Source organism: Pseudomonas sp. TE9122 (assembly GCF_056278925.1).
Genome location: NZ_JBWBQI010000001.1, coordinates 2,751,328 through 2,774,395 on the forward strand (window position 1 = coordinate 2,751,328; position 23,068 = coordinate 2,774,395).

Sequence of the window (23,068 nt, forward strand, 5' to 3'; positions counted from 1 at the left end):
CAGCCATTCATTGGGCAAGCACTGCCATCCATATAAGGGCGGAAAATGAAAAAGCCACCCGAAGGTGGCTTTCTTTTGCAGACGCGGCGAAGACTATTAGTAAGCCTTGCCAGTCTTGTAGAAGTTTTCGAAGCAGAAGTTGGTCGCGTCGATGTAGCCTTCAGCACCACCGCAGTCGAAACGCTTGCCCTTGAACTTGTAGGCCATGACGCAGCCGTTCTGGGCCTGCTTCATCAGGGCGTCGGTGATCTGGATTTCGCCACCCTTGCCTGGTTCGGTCTGCTCGATCAGATCGAAGATGTCCGGGGTCAGGATGTAACGACCGATGATCGCCAGGTTCGACGGCGCGTCTTCCGGCTTTGGCTTCTCGACCATGCTGTGCACGCGGTAGATGTCGTCGCGGATCATTTCGCCGGCGATGACACCGTACTTGTTGGTTTCCTGCGGATCGACTTCCTGGATCGCGACGATCGAGCAGCGGAACTGCTTGTACAGCTTGACCATCTGGGTCAGTACGCCGTCGCCGTCGATGTTGACACACAGGTCATCCGCCAGGACCACGGCGAACGGTTCGTCACCGATCAGTGGGCGGCCAGTCAGGATTGCGTGGCCCAAACCTTTCATTTCGGTCTGACGGGTGTAGGAGAACGAGCACTCGTCCAACAGCTTGCGGATACCGACCAGGTACTTTTCCTTGTCGGTGCCCTTGATCTGGTTTTCCAGCTCGTAACTGATGTCGAAGTGGTCTTCCAGAGCACGCTTGCCACGGCCGGTGACGATGGAGATTTCCGTCAGGCCCGCGTCCAGTGCTTCTTCAACGCCGTACTGGATCAGTGGCTTGTTTACCACCGGCAGCATTTCTTTAGGCATGGCTTTGGTCGCTGGGAGGAAGCGAGTGCCGTAACCGGCTGCTGGAAACAAGCATTTCTTGATCATATAAGTCCTTGAAAAGGCTGTGTGTACGAGTTTCGAGGCAGTCTAATCAGGCGGCGTGCGCCTTACAATGCCCCGCGCTGGCTAACCGATGCCAACATAGAGAAATATTCGCGCGGATAGTTCCATTCGGGTATTTCAGCGGCGGCGTCAGCGTAGCTCAAGATCCGGGCAAACAGGATCACCATACGCTTATCAGCCCCCATTGCGAGCATTTGCCGCTATCATGGCGCCTTTGAACCAGCGAATGAGACAGACTAGATGGCCGCGGTAAAAATCATCAACGGGTATGTGATCGACAAGAAAGACGGCAAGTGGACGCTGACCACTACCAATGGCGAACACATCGCCGGGCCTTTCGACAGCGAGCAGATGGCGACAGATGTGGCCTCGGTGTTCACTGATACGCCTGCTTCTTCCAAGCGCCGAGGCAAAGATCAGGACTGATCCTTTTAGCACTTGCGCCAAGCCCTGCCAGCATGCAGGGCTTTTTTGTGCTTTGTTGGCAAACAAGTGGCCAATCGCTATAACCTTTTCATCGCGGCGCTGTCAGAGCAACCAGTCCCCCACTTGAAGACCTCGCAACCATGAACCTGAACAAACTGCAGCCGCTTTTCGCGGTATTGGTACTGAGCGGCTGTGCCACTTCGCAGCCCACCTATCTGAACAATGGCGAACAGGGTCTGAGCATCGACTGTTCCGGCGAAGCCAACTCATGGGCCATGTGCTACGAAAAGGCCGATGCCTCCTGCGCCGGCACCGGCTATCGCATCGTCGGCACTGATGGCACACCGGCGCCCAAGGAAGATGACAAAACCCTGGGCGTTGACGTTGGCAATTACAAGACCCGTAACGTCGTGGTCGTCTGCAAGTAAGCCTTACATGTGGATTTCAGCGAACTTGATCCCGAGGCCACGGACGACCTCGATGAGATCGTCGAGCCGATTGAAGGATTCGACTTCATCATTGTCATCCACCAAAAAGTAGCTGCGCCCTGCACTCTTCTTGAAAAACACGATCCATTCACCCGGATTCGCCGGGTTCTGGATGACATGAGTGGCAGAGATAAGGCCCTCTGCGTGGCGCTCCCGCACGTGCTCTCGCTTCATTGCGACTCCATAAATGACAATGCCGCCACAGCAGGACTGTGACGGCATCGGGTGCTGATGTTCGATAGTCTATCAGCCGGAAATACAGGCGTTCGCAGCTTTCTGTACATCGCGAGGGCGAACCGGCACGTTGGACATGCGCTCATGCAGCTTGATGCTGCTGCCGCCGGCGCGATCCTCGATATCAAACACGGCTGCCGGGCCTGACGAAAGTTTGCCGGGAACGATGACTCGTACACCGTCCTTCTGCGGCTGGACTTGCAACGCACCACGACTGTCAGCGAGCTTGTCGGTCAGACACTGCGCATACTCCTGGGGCTTTTTGCCGGAGATCACGCTCATGGTTGGCAGCGTTTCATTGATTTCGGAAACATTTGCACAACCGGCCATCGCCAGAATCAACGGCACACACACCACACCCCACTTCATAGAAATCCTCCGTTAAAGACCGTCCGACAGCACAAATGCCGCTTTTCTCCGGGGCCTTGTGCATTTAACCCGCCCGCCATGGCGAAGTTCTGTTCAAAATTTGTCAAAGCAACGCCCGACGGCCAGATAATAACCCGTGCGGGCTGATAAACTGCGCCCATCGACAAGCTATCGTTTTGATTTAGTAGAAAAAGCCCTTCTGGAGGCGCCCATGAAATTCATTCACCAGCGCGAGCACCTCAACGAAGACGACATCGTCGTCATTCAATGCTCGCAGATGTGCAACATCCGTTTGATGAACGACGCCAACTTCCGCAGCTTCAAAAACGGCGGCCGTCACACCTACCACGGCGGCGCGTTCGACACGTTCCCGGCACGCATCACCGCACCGAGCACCGGCTTCTGGAACATCACCATCGACACCGTCAACCGCCGCGCAATCAGCGTGACGCGCAAGCCGACGCTGACCCACTCGATCAAGATCATCCGTCGCTCCAGCACTAAACTGAGCTGAGACGCGCAGCCTATTCTGCAAGGGAAACATGACCGTGGCGCAAAAAACCAAATACGTGATCAAGTACAAACTGGACGGTGAACAGCGTTTCGAATTCGCTGAACTGGAAACCGGCACTGACGAGGAAGCGAAAGCGGCGCTGAAGAAAATGCACGCTGACGAAGAACTCAGTGACATCAAGGTCAGCAAAGCGCTGTAACCGAGTCATGCAACCGACCACGTTTGACCTGTTCGCCGACAACGAACCCGTACAGCAGCCCCGCGCCGAGCAGATCGGCGAACAATCGTGGGTGCTGCGCGGGTTCGCCTTGCCGCAGGTCGAGCAACTGCTGACCGGGCTCGACGCCATTCTTGCCGCCGCCCCGCTACGCAACATGGTCACGCCCGGCGGTTTCAGCATGTCGGTCGGCACCAGCAGTTGCGGACAGCTGGGCTGGATCACCGATCGCAGCGGTTACCGTTATTCCAGCGTCGATCCACTCAGCGGCTTGCCGTGGCCGTCGATGCCGGCGGTGTTTGCCGAACTGGCACACCAAGCGGCTGAGCGCGCCGGTTTCCCGGATTTTCAGGCCGACTCCTGCCTGATCAACCAGTACGTCCCCGGCGCCAAGATGTCGCTGCATCAGGACAAAGACGAAAAAGGTTATGCCGCGCCCATCGTTTCGCTGTCGCTAGGTTTGCCGGCAATGTTTCTGTTCGGCGGCTTCGAACGCAGCGATAAAACCCAGCGCATTCCGCTGTTGCATGGCGACATGGTGGTCTGGGGCGGCGTGGACCGCCTGCGCTATCACGGCGTGCTGCCAATCAAACCTGGCCATCACCCGCTCTTGGGCGAACGGCGCATCAACATCACCTTCCGCGTCGCGGGCGCTCAATAAAAGTTTGACCGCAAGGCGCGGAGTGTTGCGGGTTACGATGCTGGTTAACCTGAATCAAACAGGTCAACGGATTCCCTCTCATGGACAAGCTTTCGAAGACAATCAGCATTGAACACGATCCCCGCTGGGCCGCTGTGGTGGCGCGCGATCCGCGTGCCGACGGGCAATTTGTCTATGCGGTCAAAACCACTGGCATCTATTGCCGGCCGAGCAGTCTGGCGCGCCTGCCGAAACCGCAGAACGTCGAGTTTTTCGACAGCGCCGAACTGGCCGAAGCTGCCGGGTATCGGCCAAGCAAACGCGCCAGCAAGGATCAGAGTGATGCGCAGCATGCAGCGATCGTGGCTGCAGCCTGTCGGCAGATCGAGACCTGTGAGACGCTGCCGGCGCTCAACAGCCTCGCGGCCACCGCTGGCCTCAGCCCTTTTCATTTCCACCGGCTATTCAAAGCCGCGACCGGCCTGACGCCCAAGGCTTACGCCACGGCGCATCGCTCACGCAAACTGCGTGCGCGCCTGGCGGACGGCGGCTCGGTGACCGACGCGCTGTATGACGCTGGCTTCAATTCCAACAGCCGCTTTTACGAATCAGCCGATCAACTGCTGGGCATGAAGCCCACCGATTACCGCGCCGCCGGGCAGAACAACGACATTCGCTTTGCCGTTGGCCAATGCTCGCTGGGGGCGATTCTGGTGGCGCAAAGCGAACGGGGGATCTGCGCGATTCTGCTCGGCGACGATCCGCATCAGCTGGTCTGCAACCTGCAGGATCAGTTTCGCAAGGCCAACCTGATCGGCGCCGACCGCGAATTTGAACAGTTGATCGCCAGCGTCGTCGGCTTTGTTGAAGCGCCCGCGACGGGCCTGAACTTGCCGCTGGATATACGCGGCACAGCGTTTCAGGAGCGCGTCTGGCAGGCGCTGCGTGAGATCCCCGCAGGCAGCACCGCAAGTTACGCCGAAATCGCGCAACGCATCGGCGCGCCGACTTCGATGCGCGCCGTGGCCCAGGCTTGCGGGGCCAACCGTTTGGCGGTGGCGATTCCCTGCCACCGCGTGGTGCGCAGTGACGGCAATCTTTCCGGCTACCGCTGGGGCGTCGAGCGCAAACGCCAACTGCTTGAGCGCGAACTCAACGATTGACGTCGACCACCACCCTGCCCCGCAGTTGCCCGGCGAGTAATCTGGGCGCGGCCTCAAGGGCTTCGCTCAAGCTGATTTCGTGACTGATCAATTGCAATAACGAGAAATCCAGATCCTTGGCCAGTCGGCCCCAGGCCTCGATACGGCGCGCCTTGGGCTGGGTCACGCTGTTGATCCCGGCCAGCGTTACGCCGCGCAGAATGAACGGTGCTACCGAGGCCGGGAAATCCATGCCTTGCGCCAACCCGCATGCCGCGACCACGCCTTCCGAGCGCGTGCTGGCGCAAGCATTCGCCAGCGTATGACTACCGACCGAATCGACCACCGCCGCCCAGCGCTCTTTAGCCAACGGCTTGCCCGGTTCCGACAAGGTGGCTCGATCGATGATTTCGGCAGCACCCAATTGCTGCAGGTATTCATGCTCGGACACCCGCCCCGTGGACGCCACCACCCGATAGCCCAAATTGCTGAGCAAGGCGATGGCAAAGCTACCGACCCCGCCATTGGCGCCGGTGACCAGCACTTCGCCGTGATCCGGTGTCAGGCCATGGCGCTCCAGCGCCAGAATGCACAGCATTGCCGTGTAACCTGCGGTGCCGATGGCCATGGCTTGCGCCGGGGTGAAAGCTTCGGGCAGTGGAATCAGCCAGTCACCGTTGAGCCGGGCCTTTTGCGCCAGTCCGCCCCAGTGGCTTTCACCGACGCCCCAACCGTTGAGCAGCACCCGATCGCCCGCCTTGAAATCGGCATGCGAACTGGACTCGACAGTCCCCGCCAGGTCGATCCCCGGTACCATGGGAAACTTGCGCACCACCGGGCTGCTGCCGGTGATCGCCAGGCCATCTTTGAAATTCAGGGTGCTGTACGCGACGTTCACGCTGACGTTGCCTTCGGGCAGTTGCTGCTCATCGATTTGCTGCAGATTGGCGCGATAACCGCTGTCATCTTTGTCGATCAGAATGGCATTGAACATGACGGCCCCTCGAAAATAATGGGAAGAAAGCGTGCCCTGAAATAACACATCGCAACACATTGCCACACTCGACTTTCGCTAAGCCACCCGCACCGACGCTGAAAAACTGCACGTAATGTTCAGAATTTCAGACTGGCCCCGCAGCCGGTTTTGCTGCTAAAACCGCTTGCCGTCCCTGCCCGTTTCATCGTTCGGAGAATTGCTTTATGAGCCAGTGGCCAGACACCCGTATCCTTGATCTTCTCGGTATCGAACTGCCGATCATCCAAGGCCCGATGGCCGGTGCGACCAATTCTTCGATGGTGATTGCCGTGTGCAATGCCGGCGGCCTCGGTTCAATGCCCGCAGCGATGCTGAGCATCGAGCAACTGCGCGAAGAACTGAAGACGATTCGCCAGCACACCACCAAGCCGTTCAACGTCAATTTCTTCTGCCATCAGCCACCGGCGCCTGATGAGCAGCGAGCCCGGGACTGGAAAAATCTGCTCGAACCTTACTACCGCGAACTCGGTGCCGATTTCGAGGCGCCGACGCCGGTGTCCAACCGTGCTCCTTTCGACGAGACTGCGTGTGCCGTGCTCGAAGAATTCCGCCCCGAAGTGGTGAGTTTTCATTTCGGGTTGCCGGAGAAAAATCTGCTCGATCGGGTCAAGGCAACCGGGGCGAAAATCCTTTCGTCTGCCACCACGGTCGAAGAAGCGATCTGGCTGGAGCAACACGGCTGCGATGCGATCATCGCCATGGGTTATGAGGCGGGCGGGCATCGCGGGATGTTTCTCAGCGATGATCTGAGCAGCCAGGTCGGCACCTTTGCACTGGTGCCGCAGGTGGTCGACGCGGTGAAAGTGCCGGTGATTGCGGCGGGTGCGATTAGCGATGCCCGAGGCGTTGCAGCCGCGTTGATGCTCGGAGCCTCGGCGGTGCAAGTCGGCACGGCGTTTCTGTTTACCCCGGAGGCGAAGGTCAGCGCCTCGCACCACAAGGCCCTGCGCACCGCCAAGGAAAGCCAGACCGCCATCACCAACATTTTCACCGGACGTCCGGCGCGGGGCATTGTCAATCGGGCGATGCGTGAACTCGGCCCGATGTCAGCGCAAGCGCCAGCCTTCCCGTTGGCCGGCGGTGCGCTGATGCCGCTGCGGGCCAAGGATGACGCCGATTTTGCCAATCTGTGGGCCGGTCAGGCGCTGACGTTGGGCAAGGATATCGGTAGCGCTGAACTGACCCGGCAACTCGCCGAGGGCGCATTGGCGAAACTCAACCGTCATTGAATTTACGCGGCGAGCGGATTTATTCCCTCGCCACTTGGCGGCATATCGCTATATATTTCCGTATACAGCGATTGCGCCCGTGTATCGGCGTTATCCAAAGCAAAGCATTCAATGCCGATCACGGAGCCTTTACATGACACTTGCTGCCACACGCCTCGCCCCTGCCTGTCTCGCCTCATTCCTCGCATTTTTCAGCATCGGTGCCGCGCAGGCTGACGAAGTGCAAGTGGCGGTCGCCGCCAATTTCACCGCGCCAATCCAGGCCATCGCTGCCGACTTCGAAAAAGACACCGGGCACAAACTGGTCGCCGCCTATGGTGCAACCGGCCAGTTCTACACCCAGATCAAAAACGGCGCGCCCTTCGAAGTGTTCCTCGCCGCTGACGACAGCACCCCGGCAAAACTCGAACAGGAAGGCGAAACCGTCAAAGGCTCGCGCCTCACCTACGCCATTGGCACGTTGGCGCTGTGGTCGGCAAAAGAAGGTTATGTGGATGCACAGGGTGACGTGCTGAAAACCAACCAATACCAGCACTTGTCCATCGCCAACCCGAAAGCCGCGCCATACGGTCTCGCCGCCACCCAGGTGCTGGAAAAACTCCAGTTGAGCGAAGCCACGAAAAGCAAAATCGTCGAAGGCCAGAACATTACTCAGGCCTACCAGTTCGTCTCCACCGGCAACGCCGAACTGGGCTTCGTGGCCCTGTCGCAAATCTTCAAGAACGGCAAAATCAGCAGCGGCTCGGCATGGATTGTTCCCGCCACCCTGCATGATCCGATCAAACAGGACGCGGTGATCTTGAACAAAGGCAAGGACAGCGCTGCTGCCAAGGCCCTGATCGATTATCTCAAAGGCCCGAAAGCCGCTGCGGTGATCAAGTCCTTCGGATATGAACTGTAAATGTCGCTGACCAGTGCCGACTTCGCCGCGATCTGGCTGACCCTGAAACTGGCGTCGCTGACCACCGTGATCCTGCTGGTGATCGGCACACCGATCGCGTTATGGCTGTCGCGCACCTCGTCTTGGTTGCGCGGCCCGATTGGCGCCATCGTCGCCCTGCCGCTGGTGCTGCCGCCGACGGTGATCGGCTTTTATCTGTTGCTGGCGCTGGGGCCGCACGGTTTTCTCGGCCAGTTCACTCAATGGCTGGGGCTGGGCACGCTGACGTTCAGTTTCACCGGGCTGGTGATCGGCTCGGTGATCTATTCCCTGCCGTTCGTGGTGCAACCGCTGCAAAACGCTTTCTCGGCAATCGGCACCCGCCCGCTGGAAGTCGCCGCGACGTTGCGCGCCAATCCCTGGGACACGTTCTTCAGCGTGATCCTGCCGCTGGCACGCCCCGGCTTCATCACCGCAGCGATTCTCGGCTTCGCCCACACCGTCGGTGAATTCGGCGTGGTGCTGATGATCGGCGGCAACATTCCCGACAAGACCCGCGTGGTCTCGGTGCAGATTTACGACCACGTCGAAGCACTGGAATATGCCCAGGCGCACTGGCTGTCCGGGGCGATGCTGGTGTTCTCGTTTCTGGTGTTGCTGGCGCTGTATTCCAGCCGCAAAACCCGCGCAGGCTGGAGCTGATCGATGATTGATGTACGCCTGAAACGCACTTATCCGGGGTTCGAACTGGATGTTGATCTGCAAGTGCCGGGCCGGGGCGTCACTTCGCTGTTTGGCGATTCCGGCTCGGGCAAAACCACTTGCCTGCGCTGCATCGCCGGGCTGGAGCGCGCCGAGCAGGGTTTTGTGCAGATCAATGACGAGATCTGGCAGGACAGCGCCAACGGCATCTTCGTACCGCCGCATAAACGTGCGCTCGGCTACGTGTTTCAGGAAGCCAGCCTGTTCCCGCATCTGTCGGTGCTGGCCAATCTGGAGTTTGGTCTCAAACGCATCGCCAAGTCGCAACGCCGGGTCGATATCAACCAAGCGACCGAACTGCTCGGCATCGGCCATTTGCTCGAGCGCCATCCGCAGCATCTGTCCGGCGGCGAGCGGCAGCGCGTCGGCATCGCCCGCGCCCTGCTGACCAGCCCGAAACTGCTGCTGATGGACGAACCACTGGCGGCTCTCGACAGCCGGCGCAAGAGCGAAATCCTCCCATACCTGCAACGCCTGCATGACGAACTGGATATTCCGCTGCTGTACGTCAGCCATGCCCAGGATGAAGTCGCGCGTCTGGCCGATCATCTGGTGTTGCTGAGCGATGGCAAAACCCTCGCCAGCGGCCCGATCGGCGAGACCCTGGCGCGTCTGGATCTGCCTTTGGCGCTGGGCGATGACGCCGGGGTGATCATCGAAGGTCAGGTCAGCGCCTACGACGCCACCTATCAATTGCTTAGCCTGCAACTGCCAGCTACCGAAATGAACATTCGCGTCACCCATGCGCCGATGGCCGTGGGTCAGGCCCTGCGCTGCAAGGTGCACGCCCGTGACATCAGCCTGGCGCTGAACAACGATGCAGCCAGCAGCATTCTCAATCGTCTGCCCGTTACGGTCATCAGCGAACAGGCCGCTGACAACAGCGCCCACGTGCTGATCCGCTTGGATGCCGGCGGCACGCCGCTGCTGGCGCGGATCACCCGCTTCTCGCGTGACCAATTGGGCGTGCATCCGGGCCAGCGGCTGTGGGCGCAGATCAAGGCGGTGGCGGTGCTCGCGTAAATCATTCGGCACGACGGCCAGCGCCTGCGGTCAATCAGTTACAGACTGCCGTATGACCGAAGGAAACCGCCATGCCCGATACCGTGCTGACAGATGCCCTGCCCGCCGATCTGCATTACGTCGATGACACTCAGCCTGGTATCACCCGGAAAAAACTGCGCGGCAAGTTCGTCTATTTCGAACCGTCGGGCCAGCGCATCACCGACCCGGACGAAATCAAACGCATCAATGCCCTCGCGGTGCCGCCGGCTTACACCGATGTGTGGATCTGCGCCGACCCGTGCGGTCATCTGCAAGCCACCGGCCGCGATGCGCGCGGGCGCAAGCAATACCGTTATCACGCACGCTGGCGCGAAGTGCGCGACGCCGACAAATACTCGCGCCTGCGCGAGTTCGGCCTGGCCTTGCCCAAACTGCGGCGCCAGCTTGAGGCGCTGCTCGACGCCCCGGGCTTCAGCCGCGACAAGGTCATGGCCACGGTCATCACCTTGCTCGACGCCACGCTGATCCGCGTCGGCAATACCCAATATGCGCGAGACAATCGCTCTTATGGCCTGACCACGCTGCGCAGCCGCCACGTCGAGGTCAATGGCAGCGCGATCCTGTTCCAGTTCCGCGGCAAGAGCGGCATCGAGCACCAGATCACCGTCAAGGATCGGCGTCTGGCGCGAATCATCAAGCGCTGCCTGGAGATTCCCGGGCAAAACCTGTTTCAGTACCTTGACGAACACGGCGAACGGCACACTGTCACCTCCTCCGACGTCAACGCCTATCTGCAAAAGCTCACGGGCGCTGAATTCACCGCCAAGGACTACCGCACCTGGGCGGGCAGCGCATTGGCTTTGGCAGTGCTGCGCGAGCTGCAGCATGAGTCGGAAACCGAGGCCAAGCGCCATGTGGTCGAAGCCGTGAAGAACGTCGCCAAACAGCTGGGCAACACGCCAGCGGTGTGCCGCAAATGCTACATCCACCCTGCGGTGCTCGAACATTTCATGCTCGGCGCGCTCGCCGAACTGCCCCGCCCGAGAGTGCGCAAAGGCCTGCGCGCTGAGGAAGTAGCCTTGGCGATGTTTCTCGAGCGGATGTGTGAGGTGAGCGAGGCGTCCTGAGTCGCACAACCCCCCTGCAGGCTCACTCCTACAAGATTTGCCGATGAGCTGAGCCGGGTATTTTTTGCACGATCGCGCAGGGCTTCTATAGTTGATCTGAAGGTTCGCGCCATGCGGGCTTTTTGTTGCAACTCAGCCGTTTCAGCGAACGGAGGTGTTTCATGTCCGAGAAAGAGTCCATCACCACCCTCCTCACCCTGCTCGACGCCCGCCAGGCGCGCCTGGCAGCCGCCTGCAAAGAGATCGCCGACTGGGTTGATCATCAAGGCGGGCATCCGACAGCTTTGCGCATTCGCGATCGACTGCACGACATCGAGAAAGATACGCCGCTGATTCGCGATACGCTTTCGACGCTCAAGCCAATTGATCGGCCGTTGCCACGATTCAGATAGTCGAGGTTCAATTAACTTCAACAACCGGCTCGGCATCGGTGTAAGTGTTTTTCTTTATTATCCAATGCGATTGAGCGTAGCCCTTTTAGTTATATGTGCACTACTGGCCGATACAAGTTGAAAGTGCAGGCACCGCTCATCGGATCAATTAAAAAAAATCAAAACACCGTGAACCGATATGTAATCGAAGTAGGTGTCCATGACGAAAACGGACATCACTAGCGAAACGTTAATAGATATCGGAGAGCTATCATGACCACCGGAAATAAAAATACAGGTAACGCCGGCAACGATCGTGACAAGATGCAAGAGTCCGGAAAAAAAGGCGGACAGTCTGGCGGCAACTTCGCCAACGATCGTGAAAAAGCATCCGAGGCTGGTCGCAAAGGCGGACAATCCAGCCACAGTGGAGGTCGCAAGTCGTAAATGAGCGGTACAAGGGCAGCCTCGCTGCCCTTGTAATATTCGACGGAGCGCAAAGATGAACACCTCCACACATACGCCTCCAAGCCAGTTACACCAACACGAAGGCGCTGAAGTTGTAGCAGAAGCGACGCGCAGCTCCCCGGAGAAACTGCCGGACAACGCTGTGTCTCCGTGCATTGAAAGAAAACCTGGCCACCCGCAGCACAGCGATCGTGCCCAACATGAATGTTACGAGCGCAGGCAGTTGCTCGTTGACTCTGAAAACTCTCGAGAAACGCAAACGACGCCAACGTACGAACGCAGCTCCTGACTGACGAGCACCAGTCCTTGCGCAAAGAGCCCGTTTGCAGAGCCCCGGCCCGTCGAGGAAATTGCCATGCCTGTTCACGTGATTAACTTTACCGGCCCGATCAATGCTTCAACCTGTGGTCAGCTGATTGATAGAGCCTCGCGTGCGGTAAAGGAAGATGCACCCAGGTTGATTCTGAACATCGCTACCATGGGTGGCGAATGCAGTTACGGTTTCACGATGTACAACTTTCTGATGGCGCTGCCCGTCCCGGTACACACGCATAACCTGGGAACGGTCGAGTCGATGGGCAATATCGTTTTCCTCGCCGGCCAGCGCCGCACTGCGTGCACTCATAGCAAGTTTCTGTTTCACCCTTTTCATTGGCACTTGCAGGGAGCGGTTGATCATTCGCGCATGTCGGAATATGCCATGAGCCTGGATTACGACTTGCATCTGTACGCGCAGATTGTCGCCGAGCGTACCAGTAACGGGAAAAATGCGTTGGAGACAGAAAAATACCTGACAGCGGCTCCGCGCATTATCAATCCTGAAGAAGCTTTGCATGCAGGTCTGATCACAGCGGTTGAAGACACCGAGATTCACGCAGACTTTGTCTGCTCATGCATTTACTCCTGAAGCCCCTCCTGAATAACGCGCCGTTTTAGATGCGTTTCATTCTAGTGAGATCGCCACTCTCAGCAGCGACATTACAAGATCATGTAGTGCATTGGCGCATCAACTTGTACACGCCCCAACGGGCGGTATAACGCAAAACAAGCGGCTTATGCCGGTCATCCCAGCCAAAAGAATTTTCTCTGAATTATTTATTTCGCCAGACATCCCTCTTTTTAACAGCCGGAGGAAATGTATGAGCGCAGTGGACTTGTACGTGATCGAGTACCTGTTACATGGAAAGCCCAGGTCATTCGTCATTCGCACAAAAAACATGAACAACGCCGAAGCGTGGCAGTGGGCAAGTTGCGACGCAGGAATCGCGCCCATCCCCCGCCCCGGTAGGCCTCCGTTGAAACGTTTTTCCAAACCAATGGCGGAACGCTTCGGCGTAACCGAGGTGCAATGGCGCGAGTCGGTGCCTCTGGTGTGGGAGGAGGATCACGCAAAATGAATGAGCACACGTTGAAATTCGGTTTCGGCCGATCCTGGGATGACGAGATGGCAGAAAACGCCGCGATGTTCCGCGAGGCCGACCTGCTGGAAGAGGCGGCCTACAGAATCATTGAGCATGACGCCGACAGTCCTGAGGCCTGGGCTCGCTTCAGCGAAGCAAAAGCCTTGGCCGACGCCAAGCGAACGGCGGCCTATCAGGACTGGATGCGCATCAAGCGCGCAATGAGCAAGCCGCGCTCGAAATAGCAGCCTGACAGGTCATGGTTTGAGGATCAGCAGCGGCTCGCCTTTCGGCACGACGTAAGTGGCCAGTTCCACGCCCTTTTCGCTGCCAATGTTTTTCGCCACATGCGCCACGCCCGCCGGAATAAACAGGGAATCGCCGGCCTTGAGCGTAACCGGCGCCTGACCTTCGAGCTGGTATTCAAACGTGCCACTGATCACGTAGGCAACCTCAACGCCGGGGTGAGCATGCCGAGGCGAGGTGACGCCAGCATCAAAATCGATACGCGCCTGAATCACTTCGCGATTGTCAGCGCCGAGATCCTGGCGAACCAGATCAGTACGGCTCAGACCTTTCTGCCAACTCGTCGCCGGCGCATCTGCCGCATGGGCGAAACCGGCAAGGGAGGCGAAGACAACGGCAGAAGCCAGAAACAGTGGACGGTACATGGTGGTGCCCTCTTGAACGTAGTGTTGGTGTGAGGGCTACTTTGGGCTCGGCATGTAGGGCGGATGTGTCTCGAAGGCGCAGTTTGGTGTTGCCGTGTGTATCGGCTGAGCGGTGATACACGCTTATACAAACGTGTCGCGGTCCCCGTCCGGGCCATGGTGGGAAAGAATCTGTAAACTGCCGCAATCTTCATTCACCCAAACAAGAGATGCCCATGGCTAATCAAGACATCATCTTCACGCCTGATCCGGACACCGATTCGATTTCTTCCGACGTCGCCACCTTTGGCGGGATCATGGTCTCGACGCAAATCCCGACCCGCGCCGATGGCAGCCTGGAACTCGGCGGCATCACCGAGCAAAGCGAGTGCACGCTGCAAGCGCTGAAAGTCGCCTTGGAACGTGCTGGCAGTTCGATGGACCGGGTGCTGCACCTGACCATTTACCTCACCGACATGGGCGATCGCGGGGCTTTCAATGAAGTGTACAAACGCTATTTCGCCAAGCCTTGGCCAGTGCGGGCAGCGGTGGGCGTCGCCTCGCTGGCGGTTGAAGGGATGCGTGTGGAGGTGACGGCGATGGCGGCCAAGGGCTGATTTGCGGAAATACTGCGTAGGCTGCCGCCACGATTCCGGTTGCGGCGTACGCAGTGAAATACTCAAGGGCGCGCGCCAAACACAGCAGCCACCAGGATGCGGCCGTTTGGCATGCGCTGGCTCGCTCGTTGAGCGAATTGGCGTCAACGGTCTATCCACAAAACTTAAAGTGGACCGCTAGCTACAACAAACAGTTTACCTTCTGATACCCGGTATGTTTGCCCGCGGTGCTCGATTTCAAAATTGAATGTTGCCGTAATCGAATCGATGCCTTCTTCGTGTTTGCGAGCAAACTCTATTGTTCCTGTTTTCGCATATAAGATTTCATGCGACATAGTCATCAATCCCGCGACAGGGCTTCCGAACCCGCCAATTTCATGCGTACCGTCCGTAAGGGAGCGATCTATCACAAATGAAATGATCTCACCCACCTCGTCCGTAAAATATTGACCAATAACGCTAAACGTCTCTTTTGTGCCGAAATAAAGATGCCGAGTAGCGGAGAATATTGGCTTGCCTATGCCCGGATGATCGGGTGACACGACCGCTTTGTAATACACTTCGGCCGTCTTGCGAGGACGCGGTTTAAACGACGCGAAATCCGAGATACCAATCGTCGCGAAGGCGTTATTACCTTTCATGATATTAATCTCCAATGTCTTGCGTGATATAGGCCAGAGCGACTTTCCCGCTCCCACCTGATGTTCACGCTTTGGACGCGGGCGGACAACTGACAGTCTTTACAGTTATGCATTGCCTCGTATTGTGCTAGGTCCTTCGTACCTGATATCGGCACGCTGATGCCGCCCAGGTGTTTCACAGGTACAATGCGCCCCTTGCCCGTGACCGCCTGACTAAAAAAACTATGTCCTTGCCCAAGCATCACCTGGAATTGCTCAGCCCTGCCCGCGATGTCGCCATTGCCCGCGAGGCCATCCTGCATGGCGCTGACGCCGTGTACATCGGCGGCCCGAGCTTCGGCGCACGCCACAACGCCTGCAACGAAGTCAGCGAAATCGCCGAACTGGTCGAGTTCGCCCGCCGTTACCACGCACGCATCTTCACCACCATCAACACCATCCTGCACGACAACGAGCTGGAGCCGGCGCGCAAGCTGATCCATCAGTTGTACGACGCCGGCGTCGATGCGCTGATCGTTCAGGATCTGGGCGTAATGGAGCTGGACATTCCGCCGATCGAGCTGCACGCCTCGACCCAGACCGACATCCGCACCCTCGAGCGAGCGAAGTTCCTCGATCAGGCCGGTTTCTCGCAGTTGGTGTTGGCCCGTGAGCTGAACCTGCAAGAAATCCGCGCCATCGCCGATGAAACCGACGCGGCCATCGAGTTCTTCATCCACGGCGCGCTGTGCGTGGCCTTCTCCGGCCAGTGCAATATTTCCCACGCGCAAACCGGCCGCAGTGCCAACCGAGGCGACTGCTCCCAGGCTTGCCGCTTGCCGTACACCTTGAAAGACGAAAAGGGTGGCGTGATCGCTTACGAAAAACACCTGCTGTCGATGAAAGACAACAACCAGAGCGCCAACATCCGCGCGCTGGTCGAAGCAGGCGTGCGTTCGTTCAAGATCGAAGGTCGCTACAAGGACATGGGCTATGTGAAGAACATCACTGCCTATTACCGCCAGCGTCTGGACGACGTGCTCGAAGACCGCCCTGACCTGGCCCGCGCCTCCAGCGGCCGGACCGTGCATTTCTTCCTGCCCGACCCGGAAAAGACCTTCCACCGTGGCAGCACCGATTACTTCGTCACCGATCGCAAGATCGACATCGGCGCCTTCGATTCACCAACCTTCACCGGGCTGCCGGTCGGCACGGTGGAAAAAGTCGGCAAGCGTGACATGCAGGTTGTCACTCACGAGCCGCTGTCCAACGGCGACGGCCTGAACGTGCTGGTCAAGCGCGAAGTGGTCGGTTTCCGCGCCAACATCGCCGAGGCCAAAGGCGAGTTCGAAGAAGACGGCGAGAAGCGCTACCGCTACCGCGTCGAGCCGAACGAAATGCCCGAGGGCCTGTTCAAGCTGCGTCCAAGCCACCCGCTCAATCGCAACCTTGATCACAACTGGCAGCAGGCGTTGCAGAAAACTTCTTCGGAACGTCGCGTAGCCCTGAGCTGGTTCGCCCGCCTGCGCGAAGAACAGCTGGAAGTGACCGCGACCAGCGAAGAAGGCATCAGCGCCAGCGTCACCCTCAACGGGCCGTTTGGTGTCGCCAACAAGCCTGAACAAGCGCTGGAGCAATTGCGCGACCTGCTCGGCCAGCTCGGCACCACGCAGTATCACGCCACCGACATCAAGCTGGATGCGCCGCAAGCGTTCTTCATTCCCAACTCGCAGCTCAAGTCGCTGCGTCGCGAAGTGATCGAAGCGCTGACTGCGGCACGTGTCGCCGCGCATCCGCGTGGCAGCCGCAAGGCCGAGACCACGCCGCCGCCGGTGTACCCGGATTCGCACCTGACCTTCCTCGCCAACGTCTACAACCAGAAGGCGCGCGACTTCTACCACCGTCACGGCGTCAAGCTGATCGACGCGGCGTACGAAGCTCACGAAGAGCCAGGCGAGGTGCCGGTGATGATCACCAAGCACTGCCTGCGTTTCTCCTTCAACCTGTGCCCGAAGCAGGCCAAAGGCGTGACCGGCGTGCGCACCAAGGTCGCGCCGATGCAGTTGATCCACGGCGATGAAGTGCTGACGTTGAAGTTCGATTGCAAGCCGTGCGAGATGCACATCATCGGCAAGATGAAAGGCCACATCCTCAACCTGCCGCAGCCGGGCAGCGTGGTCGGCCACATCAGCCCTGAAGACCTGATGAAAACCATCCCGCGCGCACCGCACTGAGTGACCGGCGTGCGCGGTGCTTCGGCATCGCGCACGCCTGCTTGGCTCAAGCGCAGTAAATCGCAGGCATAAAAAAACGCCAACTTCTTGCGAAGTTGGCGTTTTTTCGTAGATGGCAGGGGCGGCTGGATTCGAACCAACGCATGGCAGGATCAAAACCTGCTGCCTTACCGCTTGGCGACGCCCCTGTAGCTCTGTCAGCGGCTCCGTTAGGATCGCTGTGAGAACGGGGCGCAATTTAACAACATTCATTTCATTTGGGAAGCCCGGAATAAATTTTTTTTTGTTTTAAAACAGCCACTTATTATTTTCGCGCGAAAACTCACCGTTTCATCGCCATGTATCACACTGTGTACGCGCCCCGCTGCTACACAACCCAATGCAAAAACGCTCTCTGGCGACACAGAGCAGATACCTCGCCACGCTTCAATGCACCCAGGGTTTCAAGGGTTCATCCAGCCCCTTGGCCACAGGCTCGCAAAGGAGACGTCAGCATGAAACAGGCTCTGCACACCTCTAAAATCACCGCCGCGCTCGGCTTGTCAGTCCTGGCGCTGTCACTGTTCGGCGCCGTCGGCAGCGCTCAGGCGCAAACCACAGAACCCGCCGCCGTCAGCTATTCCGCGCCCTCGCCTTTCGGCCCGCTGAAGCACATCAAGGCTGGCTTGCTCGACGTGGCCTACGCCGAAACCGGCCCCGCTGATGGCCCAGTGGTGATTCTGCTGCATGGCTGGCCCTACGACATTCACAGCTACGACGAAGTCGCACCACTGCTCGCGGCCAAGGGTTACCGCGTGCTGATGCCGTATGCGCGGGGTTATGGCGACACGCAGTTCCTGTCCAAAAACACCCTGCGCAACGGCCAACCGGCGGCGCTGGCCAGCGACGTGATCGACTTCATGGATGCGCTGAAGATCAAGCAAGCAGTGCTGGGCGGCTACGACTGGGGCGCGCGTTCGGCGGACATCGTCGCGGCCTTGTGGCCAGAGCGCGTGAAGGCGCTGGTGGCGGTCAGCGGCTACCTGATCGGCAATCAGGCCGCCGGGCAAAACCCGCTGCCGCCGAAAGCCGAATTGCAATGGTGGTACCAGTTCTACTTCGCCACCGAACGCGGCCGTGCCGGCTATGAAAAAAACACCCACGACTTCGCCAAACTGATCTGGCAGCTGGCTTCGCCGCAGTGGAAGTTCGACGACGCCACTTTCGACCGCAGCGCCCAAGCGTTGCAGAACCCCGATCACGTCGAAATCACCGTGTTCAACTACCGCTGGCGGCTGGGCCTGGTGCAGGGCGAGGCGAAATATGCCGCGCTGGAAGAAAAATTGGCTACTGCGCCTTCGATCAGCGTGCCGACGATTACCCTGGAAGGCGACGCCAATGGTGCGCCACATCCCAAGCCTGAGGACTATGCCAAGCGTTTTACCGGGAAATATCAGTTCCGGTTGATTGAGGGTGGGGTTGGGCACAATTTGCCCCAGGAAAGCCCGGCGGCGTTTGCGCAAGCTGTAATCGATGCTGATCGTCTCTGACAGACCCGCCCTCAATACCCCTCACCCTAGCCCTCTCCCGGAGGGAGAGGGAACTGATTGGGGGATATTCGAGATTTACGCCGACCTGAAAGCGCTGTATTGAATCCAAAGTCGACGTCCATCTTTCAGGTCGATGTACAGCGCAAGATACCTCGGTCGGCTCCCTCTCCCTCTGGGAGAGGGCTGGGGTGAGGGTTTTTGGGGATTGCACCGGTCGATCTATTTAACCAGCCGTTTTTCCTTCGAAGGCCGATAACCAAAATACGAGCTGTAGCACTTGCTGAAATGGCTCGGTGAAACGAAACCACACGCCACCAGCACTTCCACCTGCGACAGCTCGGTATGTTGCAGCAGGCGCCGTGCTTCGGTGATGCGCAGTTCCAGGTAATAGCGCTGCGGCGTGGTGCCCAGTTGTTCCTTGAACAAGCGCTCGAGCTGGCGCCGTGAGCGGCCGGCGTAGACCGCCAATTGTTCCAGCTCCAACGGTTCTTCGAGGTTGGCGTCCATCAGCTTGATCACTTCCCGCAACGGCGCGCTGACGCAGATGTTTTCATCCGGTTTGATCCGCCGGTAGCGCGATTCCTCAAACGCCAGAATGTCCTCGACACCCTCGACCAGCGCCTTGCCGTGCAGGCTTTTGATCCAGTCCAGCGCCATGTGGAAAGCCCCCGATGGGCTCGACGCGGTGAGACGGTCGCGGTCGATCACATAAGGCTCGCTGCTGACGTGCGTAGCCTTGGCAATTTCCGTCAACGCGGGGCGATGTTCCGGGTGAATCGCGCAACGGTAGCCGTCGAGCAACCCGGCACGCCCGAGAAACCACGAACCATTCCACAACCCGGCCAGACTGACGCCCCGCTCCGCCGCCAGTTTGAGCAAGTGCACAAACCCATCGCTCGCTCGCAGTTCAGTGCGATAACCGCCGCAGACCACCAGCAGATCCAATTCCTCGAGCGCTGCTGAGTCCAGACGCGCATCGGGGCGGATCACCAGCCCCAGGTCGCTGATGACCTCGCCCTCACCCAGCCCGAAGGTGCGCGAGGTAAACAGCCCCGGGCGCAACAGATTGGTAGTCACCACGGCGTCCAGCGTCTGCGTAAAGGCCGGTAGCGAAAAGTGTTCGAGCAGCAGAAAACCGGTGCGCGTCAACTGCGCGTTATCGCTTTGCTCATTCAGATAGCGGAGGTTTTTCCCCTTCATGCCTCCGCTGAATTGGCGTCGTTCGGTCAAGTTTCAATCCATCGGTCACATTGTTGTGCGCCGATAGTTGGCCGGAACCGGTAAAGAGTCAATCACGTCATCAGGCCACACCTTCAAACAACCCATGGCCGTCGCCCCGGGTATCTCAAACGATCGTATTCAACCCCGCCCCGAGCCGACCTTCGAGGCGCCCAAACAGGACGTAGTGTTGATAGCCACTGGAGAAGGCGCCTGTGGCGATTGCAGTCTTTACGTCGGCATTGAGGCGCAAATATTGCTCCTCATCGAAGTGCTCGGCGCTGACTTCACCTGTACGGCCCAGACGTTCGCTATCGATCGGCTGTTCGAGAATCGTGCGTCGTTGAAAGTCGATGATGCGATTGACCGCATGACTTTCCAGCGGCCCCTTGTTGGGCGATGCGGAGTAGATGTGCAGACCGTTCTTCGCGCAGCGGTTGCACAAGTCCACGCAGTTCTTTTGCGTGGATTTGCGACTCATCAATTCCTGTACCGGCATGTCCAGATACTTGCCGACGCTGTATTCCGCCTGATTGAAAATCGTGCAGCACAGCACGGTATTGCCATTGCAATCGAGTACCAGCCAATCATCTTTCAGGGTGCACGCCTGTTTGGGGTATTGCTTGACCAGATTGACCAGGTCTGCATACGGTGGCAACGCCAGGCGCTTGAGGGTTTCCCGGTCCGTGTCGGTGACCGAGGCATCGTCTTCGACGATAGCGAAGGTTTTTTCCAGCGGCATCATCACCGAGTAGCCGGTGGAGAAATTGAAACCCAGGCGCTCGCTGAACTGGCGCATCAGCCCCTCTTCTTCGAGGTTATCCAGATAGCGATGGTAATAGACCTCGATAAGCGTATTCAGGCCGTGACGCTGCTTGAGGTCATGCAGCTTGATCATGTTCTGCTTGACCACTTCGATGTCGCCGCCGACATGCCCTTGGCGGTAGGTATCCTGGTGGAACCCGGACAGGGAGACACGGAAGAACCAGGGATTGGCGAGCATCGCGCTTTCAATGTTCTTGGCCAGGTTAAGGTTGGAGCTGATGCCGCTTTGCAAGCCAGCTGCGTTGATGATTTCGACGAACTCACCAATGCGCGGGTGAATCAACGGCTCGGTCCAGTTGTACAAGAAGATCGCCTTGACCCCTTCACGACGTGCCTTATCGACAATCTGCGTGAACATATCGAGCTGCATGGCTTTCTTGAAATTGGCATTTTCCGAATTACCCATCGGGCATGACGGGCAGCTCAGATTGCAGGCGCCGACGATATCGATGTACATATTCATTACGCGCATAGCTCCTTGGGTCGAACGTGCGCCTCTCATCACGAGCACGTTCGGGTCGCCGGGTTGGTTGTTTTTCTGACGACCTGCCTTCACGTAAAGCAATAAGCGCACCAGAGCCCTACGCCATTAACGCCACAATCCAGTCGATAAATACCCGCAATTTCAAGTTGACATGCCGGTTCGGCGGATACGCGACGTAAAGCGGCATGCTTTCCAGGCGCCAGCCCGCAAACAACGGCACGAGCTCGCCGCGCGCGACATGCGCATCGGCCATATACGTCGGCAACCACAACACCCCCATGCCCGCCAGTCCCGCCGCTAGATAGGCATTGCCGTCATCTACCGCAAGCACATGCCGGCCCTTGATCTGCAAGCGCTCGGTGCCGTTGTGCAACGTGTACGGAAGAGGTTTACCAGTGCGAGCCCAAAGAAACGCGACCACCCGATGATGGGAGTCTTCCAGTTCGCGTGGATGGTCGGGCGTACCTTCGCGAGCCAGATAAGCCGGCGCGGCAAATACCCCCAATGGTAGATCGGCGAGCTTGCGCGCCATCAGCGATTGATCGAGCAATTCGCCGCCGCGCACCACGCAATCGACGTTCTCATCGATGATGTCGACGATGCGGTCGCTGACGCCCATGTCGATCTGGATGTCCGGGTAGCGCGCATGAAACTCCGGCAACGCCGGCACCAGAATGTGCCGCGCGAACGGGCTCGGCACGTCGATGCGCAAGCGCCCCCGTGGCCGTGCGGCGGCACCGGGCAGGCTGGTTTCGGCGTCGTCCATGTCGGCCAGCAACTTGATCACCCGCTCGTAATACGCCGCACCATCGGCGGTGACTTTGACCTTGCGCGTAGTGCGATTGAGCAGCTTGACCCGCAGCCGCGCCTCCAGCTGCTGCACCAGTTGCGTCACCGTGGTCTTGCTCATGTGCAGGGTTTCGGCAGCTTTGGTGAAACTGCCCGCCTCGACCACCCGGGCAAAGGCCTGCATCGCATCGAACCGGTCCATCCGCGCCCCTCGATTGTTTGGAATTTGCAAACAGTGAACGCCAAGCTTGCGCGTTTATCCAGCAGCTGCAAACACCTAAAGTCACCCCATCAACCACTGATGGAGTCAGCCCCATGTCCAAGCGCGATGTAGTTTTTCCACCTGCCCGCCACGCCCTGTATGAACGTCACCGTTACTCGCCGGCGATTCGCTCCAACGGTTTCCTGTTTGTCTCCGGACAAGTCGGCAGCCGTGAGGATGGCTCGCCCGAGGCCGATCTGCGCGATCAGGTGCGCACCGCCTTCCACAACCTCAACGCGATCCTCGCTGCGGCCGGTTGCAGCTTCGATGATGCGGTGGATGTCACCGTGTTCATGGTCGATCCGCACTCGACGTTCGAAACGATCTGGACTGTGGTGCCGGAGTTTTGGGGCGAAGCGCCGTTTCCGACCATCACCGCTGTCGGCGTGACCTGGCTGGCGGGTTTCGATTTCGAGATCAAGGTGATTGCCAAACTGCCCGAGGCGGCTTGACCACAACCGTACACAAACAGACACACCGCGCCGGCACGGAGGCTGGCCAATCTCCTCGCGAATGCGTATAACCTCGCCGTTTCGTCTACCCTGACGTGGCGCGCCGCCCGGTAGCGGCTGCCCTTC

General features: G+C 58.7%; 28 protein-coding genes, 1 tRNA gene and 1 pseudogene. 20 read left to right on the forward strand and 10 right to left on the reverse strand.

Features of this window, described 5'->3' with window-relative positions; all coding sequences use genetic code 11:
- Positions 1–96: 96 nt before the first annotated feature.
- A complete protein-coding gene (galU, locus tag ACZ9BE_RS12360) occupies positions 97–936 on the reverse strand; it encodes a UTP--glucose-1-phosphate uridylyltransferase GalU (RefSeq protein WP_024013124.1) in 840 nt (279 codons plus the stop codon).
- Positions 937–1,194: 258 nt separating this feature from the next.
- Between galU and ACZ9BE_RS12365 the strand changes: the two genes are divergently transcribed.
- Both ACZ9BE_RS12365 and ACZ9BE_RS12370 read left to right on the forward strand, forming a co-directional pair.
- Positions 1,195–1,380, forward strand: coding sequence for a hypothetical protein (locus ACZ9BE_RS12365; RefSeq protein WP_016774922.1), 186 nt, complete (start codon positions 1,195–1,197; stop codon positions 1,378–1,380).
- Between the two features lie 140 nt (positions 1,381–1,520).
- Entirely contained in the window at positions 1,521–1,808 is a 288-nt protein-coding gene (locus tag ACZ9BE_RS12370) for a hypothetical protein (RefSeq protein ID WP_016774923.1), read from the forward strand.
- 3 nt (positions 1,809–1,811) lie between these two features.
- On the opposite strand, the gene ACZ9BE_RS12375 is transcribed toward ACZ9BE_RS12370, so the two are convergent.
- Positions 1,812–2,042 (reverse strand): hypothetical protein, encoded by a 231-nt coding sequence (locus tag ACZ9BE_RS12375; RefSeq protein WP_016774924.1) that lies wholly within the window; start codon positions 2,040–2,042, stop codon positions 1,812–1,814.
- A 72-nt stretch (positions 2,043–2,114) separates the two neighbouring features.
- A complete protein-coding gene (locus ACZ9BE_RS12380) occupies positions 2,115–2,471 on the reverse strand; it encodes a hypothetical protein (protein WP_016774925.1) in 357 nt (118 codons plus the stop codon).
- A gap of 211 nt (positions 2,472–2,682) precedes the next feature.
- Between ACZ9BE_RS12380 and ACZ9BE_RS12385 the strand changes: the two genes are divergently transcribed.
- The 4 genes from ACZ9BE_RS12385 to ada all read left to right on the forward strand — a co-directional run bounded on the left by ACZ9BE_RS12385 (position 2,683) and on the right by ada (position 5,005).
- Positions 2,683–2,985: a DUF1883 domain-containing protein gene (locus ACZ9BE_RS12385; protein WP_007912251.1), complete on the forward strand. Its 303-nt coding sequence runs from the start codon at positions 2,683–2,685 to the stop codon at positions 2,983–2,985.
- A gap of 28 nt (positions 2,986–3,013) precedes the next feature.
- The gene (locus tag ACZ9BE_RS12390) at positions 3,014–3,184 is read left to right on the forward strand and encodes a hypothetical protein (RefSeq protein ID WP_016774926.1); all 171 of its coding nucleotides are present in this window, start codon (positions 3,014–3,016) and stop codon (positions 3,182–3,184) included.
- A 7-nt stretch (positions 3,185–3,191) separates the two neighbouring features.
- Positions 3,192–3,863 carry a DNA oxidative demethylase AlkB gene (alkB, locus tag ACZ9BE_RS12395; protein WP_476249493.1) on the forward strand — a complete coding sequence of 224 codons (672 nt, stop codon included), beginning with the start codon at positions 3,192–3,194 and terminating at the stop codon, positions 3,861–3,863.
- Between the two features lie 80 nt (positions 3,864–3,943).
- A complete protein-coding gene (gene ada, locus ACZ9BE_RS12400; protein ID WP_476249494.1) occupies positions 3,944–5,005 on the forward strand; it encodes a bifunctional DNA-binding transcriptional regulator/O6-methylguanine-DNA methyltransferase Ada in 1,062 nt (353 codons plus the stop codon).
- Here the strand turns inward: ada and acuI are convergent.
- A complete protein-coding gene (gene acuI / locus ACZ9BE_RS12405; RefSeq protein ID WP_056789624.1) occupies positions 4,995–5,978 on the reverse strand; it encodes an acrylyl-CoA reductase (NADPH) in 984 nt (327 codons plus the stop codon). The two genes, ada and acuI, sit on opposite strands and share 11 nt — an antisense overlap.
- A 206-nt stretch (positions 5,979–6,184) precedes the next feature.
- Here acuI and ACZ9BE_RS12410 point away from each other — a divergent pair, with 206 nt between their 5' ends.
- From ACZ9BE_RS12410 to ACZ9BE_RS12455, 10 genes and pseudogenes are all read left to right on the forward strand, one after another.
- Positions 6,185–7,249, forward strand: a complete 1,065-nt coding sequence (locus tag ACZ9BE_RS12410) for an NAD(P)H-dependent flavin oxidoreductase (protein WP_256810028.1) — start codon at positions 6,185–6,187, stop codon at positions 7,247–7,249.
- A 133-nt stretch (positions 7,250–7,382) separates the two neighbouring features.
- Positions 7,383–8,150, forward strand: coding sequence for a molybdate ABC transporter substrate-binding protein (modA, locus tag ACZ9BE_RS12415; protein WP_476249495.1), 768 nt, complete (start codon positions 7,383–7,385; stop codon positions 8,148–8,150).
- Entirely contained in the window at positions 8,151–8,831 is a 681-nt protein-coding gene (modB, locus tag ACZ9BE_RS12420; protein WP_065616245.1) for a molybdate ABC transporter permease subunit, read from the forward strand.
- 3 nt (positions 8,832–8,834) lie between these two features.
- Positions 8,835–9,914 (forward strand): molybdenum ABC transporter ATP-binding protein, encoded by a 1,080-nt coding sequence (gene modC, locus ACZ9BE_RS12425; RefSeq protein ID WP_476249496.1) that lies wholly within the window; start codon positions 8,835–8,837, stop codon positions 9,912–9,914.
- Positions 9,915–9,985: 71 nt separating this feature from the next.
- Entirely contained in the window at positions 9,986–11,023 is a 1,038-nt protein-coding gene (locus tag ACZ9BE_RS12430) for a DNA topoisomerase IB (RefSeq protein ID WP_150740954.1), read from the forward strand.
- A gap of 161 nt (positions 11,024–11,184) precedes the next feature.
- Positions 11,185–11,415: a hypothetical protein gene (locus ACZ9BE_RS12435; protein ID WP_076562638.1), complete on the forward strand. Its 231-nt coding sequence runs from the start codon at positions 11,185–11,187 to the stop codon at positions 11,413–11,415.
- 309 nt (positions 11,416–11,724) lie between these two features.
- Positions 11,725–11,841: pseudogene (locus tag ACZ9BE_RS12440) on the forward strand (con-10 family general stress protein); the annotation flags it as partial.
- A 376-nt stretch (positions 11,842–12,217) separates the two neighbouring features.
- Positions 12,218–12,769 carry an ATP-dependent Clp protease proteolytic subunit gene (locus tag ACZ9BE_RS12445; RefSeq protein ID WP_041480149.1) on the forward strand — a complete coding sequence of 184 codons (552 nt, stop codon included), beginning with the start codon at positions 12,218–12,220 and terminating at the stop codon, positions 12,767–12,769.
- A gap of 232 nt (positions 12,770–13,001) precedes the next feature.
- Entirely contained in the window at positions 13,002–13,259 is a 258-nt protein-coding gene (locus ACZ9BE_RS12450) for a DUF6555 family protein (protein WP_041480147.1), read from the forward strand.
- Positions 13,256–13,507: a hypothetical protein gene (locus tag ACZ9BE_RS12455; protein WP_150635126.1), complete on the forward strand. Its 252-nt coding sequence runs from the start codon at positions 13,256–13,258 to the stop codon at positions 13,505–13,507. Before ACZ9BE_RS12450 ends, ACZ9BE_RS12455 begins: the two co-directional genes overlap by 4 nt.
- Before the next feature lie 12 nt (positions 13,508–13,519).
- Here the strand turns inward: ACZ9BE_RS12455 and ACZ9BE_RS12460 are convergent, their stop codons facing one another.
- On the reverse strand, positions 13,520–13,933 hold the full coding sequence (locus ACZ9BE_RS12460; protein ID WP_150635125.1) for a cupin domain-containing protein: 414 nt from the start codon (positions 13,931–13,933) through the stop codon (positions 13,520–13,522).
- A gap of 215 nt (positions 13,934–14,148) precedes the next feature.
- Between ACZ9BE_RS12460 and ACZ9BE_RS12465 the strand changes: the two genes are divergently transcribed.
- Positions 14,149–14,529, forward strand: coding sequence for a RidA family protein (locus ACZ9BE_RS12465; RefSeq protein ID WP_024013136.1), 381 nt, complete (start codon positions 14,149–14,151; stop codon positions 14,527–14,529).
- A gap of 164 nt (positions 14,530–14,693) precedes the next feature.
- On the opposite strand, the gene ACZ9BE_RS12470 is transcribed toward ACZ9BE_RS12465, so the two are convergent.
- Entirely contained in the window at positions 14,694–15,170 is a 477-nt protein-coding gene (locus tag ACZ9BE_RS12470; RefSeq protein WP_460095265.1) for a hypothetical protein, read from the reverse strand.
- 224 nt (positions 15,171–15,394) lie between these two features.
- Between ACZ9BE_RS12470 and ACZ9BE_RS12475 the strand changes: the two genes are divergently transcribed.
- Positions 15,395–17,383 (forward strand): peptidase U32 family protein, encoded by a 1,989-nt coding sequence (locus tag ACZ9BE_RS12475; protein ID WP_056789588.1) that lies wholly within the window; start codon positions 15,395–15,397, stop codon positions 17,381–17,383.
- A 113-nt stretch (positions 17,384–17,496) separates the two neighbouring features.
- Here ACZ9BE_RS12475 and ACZ9BE_RS12480 read toward each other — a convergent pair.
- Positions 17,497–17,571: transfer RNA gene (locus tag ACZ9BE_RS12480), tRNA-Gln, on the reverse strand.
- 306 nt (positions 17,572–17,877) lie between these two features.
- On the opposite strand from ACZ9BE_RS12480, the gene ACZ9BE_RS12485 reads away from it, so the two are divergent.
- Positions 17,878–18,912: an alpha/beta fold hydrolase gene (locus ACZ9BE_RS12485; RefSeq protein WP_095180156.1), complete on the forward strand. Its 1,035-nt coding sequence runs from the start codon at positions 17,878–17,880 to the stop codon at positions 18,910–18,912.
- 219 nt (positions 18,913–19,131) lie between these two features.
- Here the strand turns inward: ACZ9BE_RS12485 and ACZ9BE_RS12490 are convergent, their stop codons facing one another.
- From ACZ9BE_RS12490 to ACZ9BE_RS12500, 3 genes are all read right to left on the reverse strand, one after another.
- Positions 19,132–20,142 (reverse strand): GlxA family transcriptional regulator, encoded by a 1,011-nt coding sequence (locus ACZ9BE_RS12490; RefSeq protein ID WP_191636952.1) that lies wholly within the window; start codon positions 20,140–20,142, stop codon positions 19,132–19,134.
- A gap of 115 nt (positions 20,143–20,257) precedes the next feature.
- A complete protein-coding gene (locus ACZ9BE_RS12495; RefSeq protein ID WP_056789581.1) occupies positions 20,258–21,418 on the reverse strand; it encodes a radical SAM protein in 1,161 nt (386 codons plus the stop codon).
- A gap of 118 nt (positions 21,419–21,536) precedes the next feature.
- Positions 21,537–22,430 (reverse strand): LysR family transcriptional regulator, encoded by an 894-nt coding sequence (locus tag ACZ9BE_RS12500; RefSeq protein WP_476249497.1) that lies wholly within the window; start codon positions 22,428–22,430, stop codon positions 21,537–21,539.
- A gap of 113 nt (positions 22,431–22,543) precedes the next feature.
- Here ACZ9BE_RS12500 and ACZ9BE_RS12505 point away from each other — a divergent pair, with 113 nt between their 5' ends.
- Positions 22,544–22,942: a RidA family protein gene (locus ACZ9BE_RS12505; protein WP_041480136.1), complete on the forward strand. Its 399-nt coding sequence runs from the start codon at positions 22,544–22,546 to the stop codon at positions 22,940–22,942.
- Positions 22,943–23,068 lie beyond the last annotated feature (126 nt).

What these genes read in the sequence shown, in the direction of transcription:
- galU (WP_024013124.1), bottom strand. Translation starts at nt 936, where the DNA reads ATGATCAAGAAATGCTTGTTTCCAGCAGCCGGTTACGGCACTCGCTTC.
- ACZ9BE_RS12365 (WP_016774922.1), top strand. Translation starts at nt 1,195, where the DNA reads ATGGCCGCGGTAAAAATCATCAACGGGTATGTGATCGACAAGAAAGAC.
- ACZ9BE_RS12370 (WP_016774923.1), top strand. Translation starts at nt 1,521, where the DNA reads ATGAACCTGAACAAACTGCAGCCGCTTTTCGCGGTATTGGTACTGAGC.
- ACZ9BE_RS12375 (WP_016774924.1), bottom strand. Translation starts at nt 2,042, where the DNA reads ATGAAGCGAGAGCACGTGCGGGAGCGCCACGCAGAGGGCCTTATCTCT.
- ACZ9BE_RS12380 (WP_016774925.1), bottom strand. Translation starts at nt 2,471, where the DNA reads ATGAAGTGGGGTGTGGTGTGTGTGCCGTTGATTCTGGCGATGGCCGGT.
- ACZ9BE_RS12385 (WP_007912251.1), top strand. Translation starts at nt 2,683, where the DNA reads ATGAAATTCATTCACCAGCGCGAGCACCTCAACGAAGACGACATCGTC.
- ACZ9BE_RS12390 (WP_016774926.1), top strand. Translation starts at nt 3,014, where the DNA reads ATGACCGTGGCGCAAAAAACCAAATACGTGATCAAGTACAAACTGGAC.
- alkB (WP_476249493.1), top strand. Translation starts at nt 3,192, where the DNA reads ATGCAACCGACCACGTTTGACCTGTTCGCCGACAACGAACCCGTACAG.
- ada (WP_476249494.1), top strand. Translation starts at nt 3,944, where the DNA reads ATGGACAAGCTTTCGAAGACAATCAGCATTGAACACGATCCCCGCTGG.
- acuI (WP_056789624.1), bottom strand. Translation starts at nt 5,978, where the DNA reads ATGTTCAATGCCATTCTGATCGACAAAGATGACAGCGGTTATCGCGCC.
- ACZ9BE_RS12410 (WP_256810028.1), top strand. Translation starts at nt 6,185, where the DNA reads ATGAGCCAGTGGCCAGACACCCGTATCCTTGATCTTCTCGGTATCGAA.
- modA (WP_476249495.1), top strand. Translation starts at nt 7,383, where the DNA reads ATGACACTTGCTGCCACACGCCTCGCCCCTGCCTGTCTCGCCTCATTC.
- modB (WP_065616245.1), top strand. Translation starts at nt 8,151, where the DNA reads ATGTCGCTGACCAGTGCCGACTTCGCCGCGATCTGGCTGACCCTGAAA.
- modC (WP_476249496.1), top strand. Translation starts at nt 8,835, where the DNA reads ATGATTGATGTACGCCTGAAACGCACTTATCCGGGGTTCGAACTGGAT.
- ACZ9BE_RS12430 (WP_150740954.1), top strand. Translation starts at nt 9,986, where the DNA reads ATGCCCGATACCGTGCTGACAGATGCCCTGCCCGCCGATCTGCATTAC.
- ACZ9BE_RS12435 (WP_076562638.1), top strand. Translation starts at nt 11,185, where the DNA reads ATGTCCGAGAAAGAGTCCATCACCACCCTCCTCACCCTGCTCGACGCC.
- ACZ9BE_RS12445 (WP_041480149.1), top strand. Translation starts at nt 12,218, where the DNA reads ATGCCTGTTCACGTGATTAACTTTACCGGCCCGATCAATGCTTCAACC.
- ACZ9BE_RS12450 (WP_041480147.1), top strand. Translation starts at nt 13,002, where the DNA reads ATGAGCGCAGTGGACTTGTACGTGATCGAGTACCTGTTACATGGAAAG.
- ACZ9BE_RS12455 (WP_150635126.1), top strand. Translation starts at nt 13,256, where the DNA reads ATGAATGAGCACACGTTGAAATTCGGTTTCGGCCGATCCTGGGATGAC.
- ACZ9BE_RS12460 (WP_150635125.1), bottom strand. Translation starts at nt 13,933, where the DNA reads ATGTACCGTCCACTGTTTCTGGCTTCTGCCGTTGTCTTCGCCTCCCTT.
- ACZ9BE_RS12465 (WP_024013136.1), top strand. Translation starts at nt 14,149, where the DNA reads ATGGCTAATCAAGACATCATCTTCACGCCTGATCCGGACACCGATTCG.
- ACZ9BE_RS12470 (WP_460095265.1), bottom strand. Translation starts at nt 15,170, where the DNA reads ATGAAAGGTAATAACGCCTTCGCGACGATTGGTATCTCGGATTTCGCG.
- ACZ9BE_RS12475 (WP_056789588.1), top strand. Translation starts at nt 15,395, where the DNA reads ATGTCCTTGCCCAAGCATCACCTGGAATTGCTCAGCCCTGCCCGCGAT.
- ACZ9BE_RS12485 (WP_095180156.1), top strand. Translation starts at nt 17,878, where the DNA reads ATGAAACAGGCTCTGCACACCTCTAAAATCACCGCCGCGCTCGGCTTG.
- ACZ9BE_RS12495 (WP_056789581.1), bottom strand. Translation starts at nt 21,418, where the DNA reads ATGAATATGTACATCGATATCGTCGGCGCCTGCAATCTGAGCTGCCCG.
- ACZ9BE_RS12500 (WP_476249497.1), bottom strand. Translation starts at nt 22,430, where the DNA reads ATGGACCGGTTCGATGCGATGCAGGCCTTTGCCCGGGTGGTCGAGGCG.
- ACZ9BE_RS12505 (WP_041480136.1), top strand. Translation starts at nt 22,544, where the DNA reads ATGTCCAAGCGCGATGTAGTTTTTCCACCTGCCCGCCACGCCCTGTAT.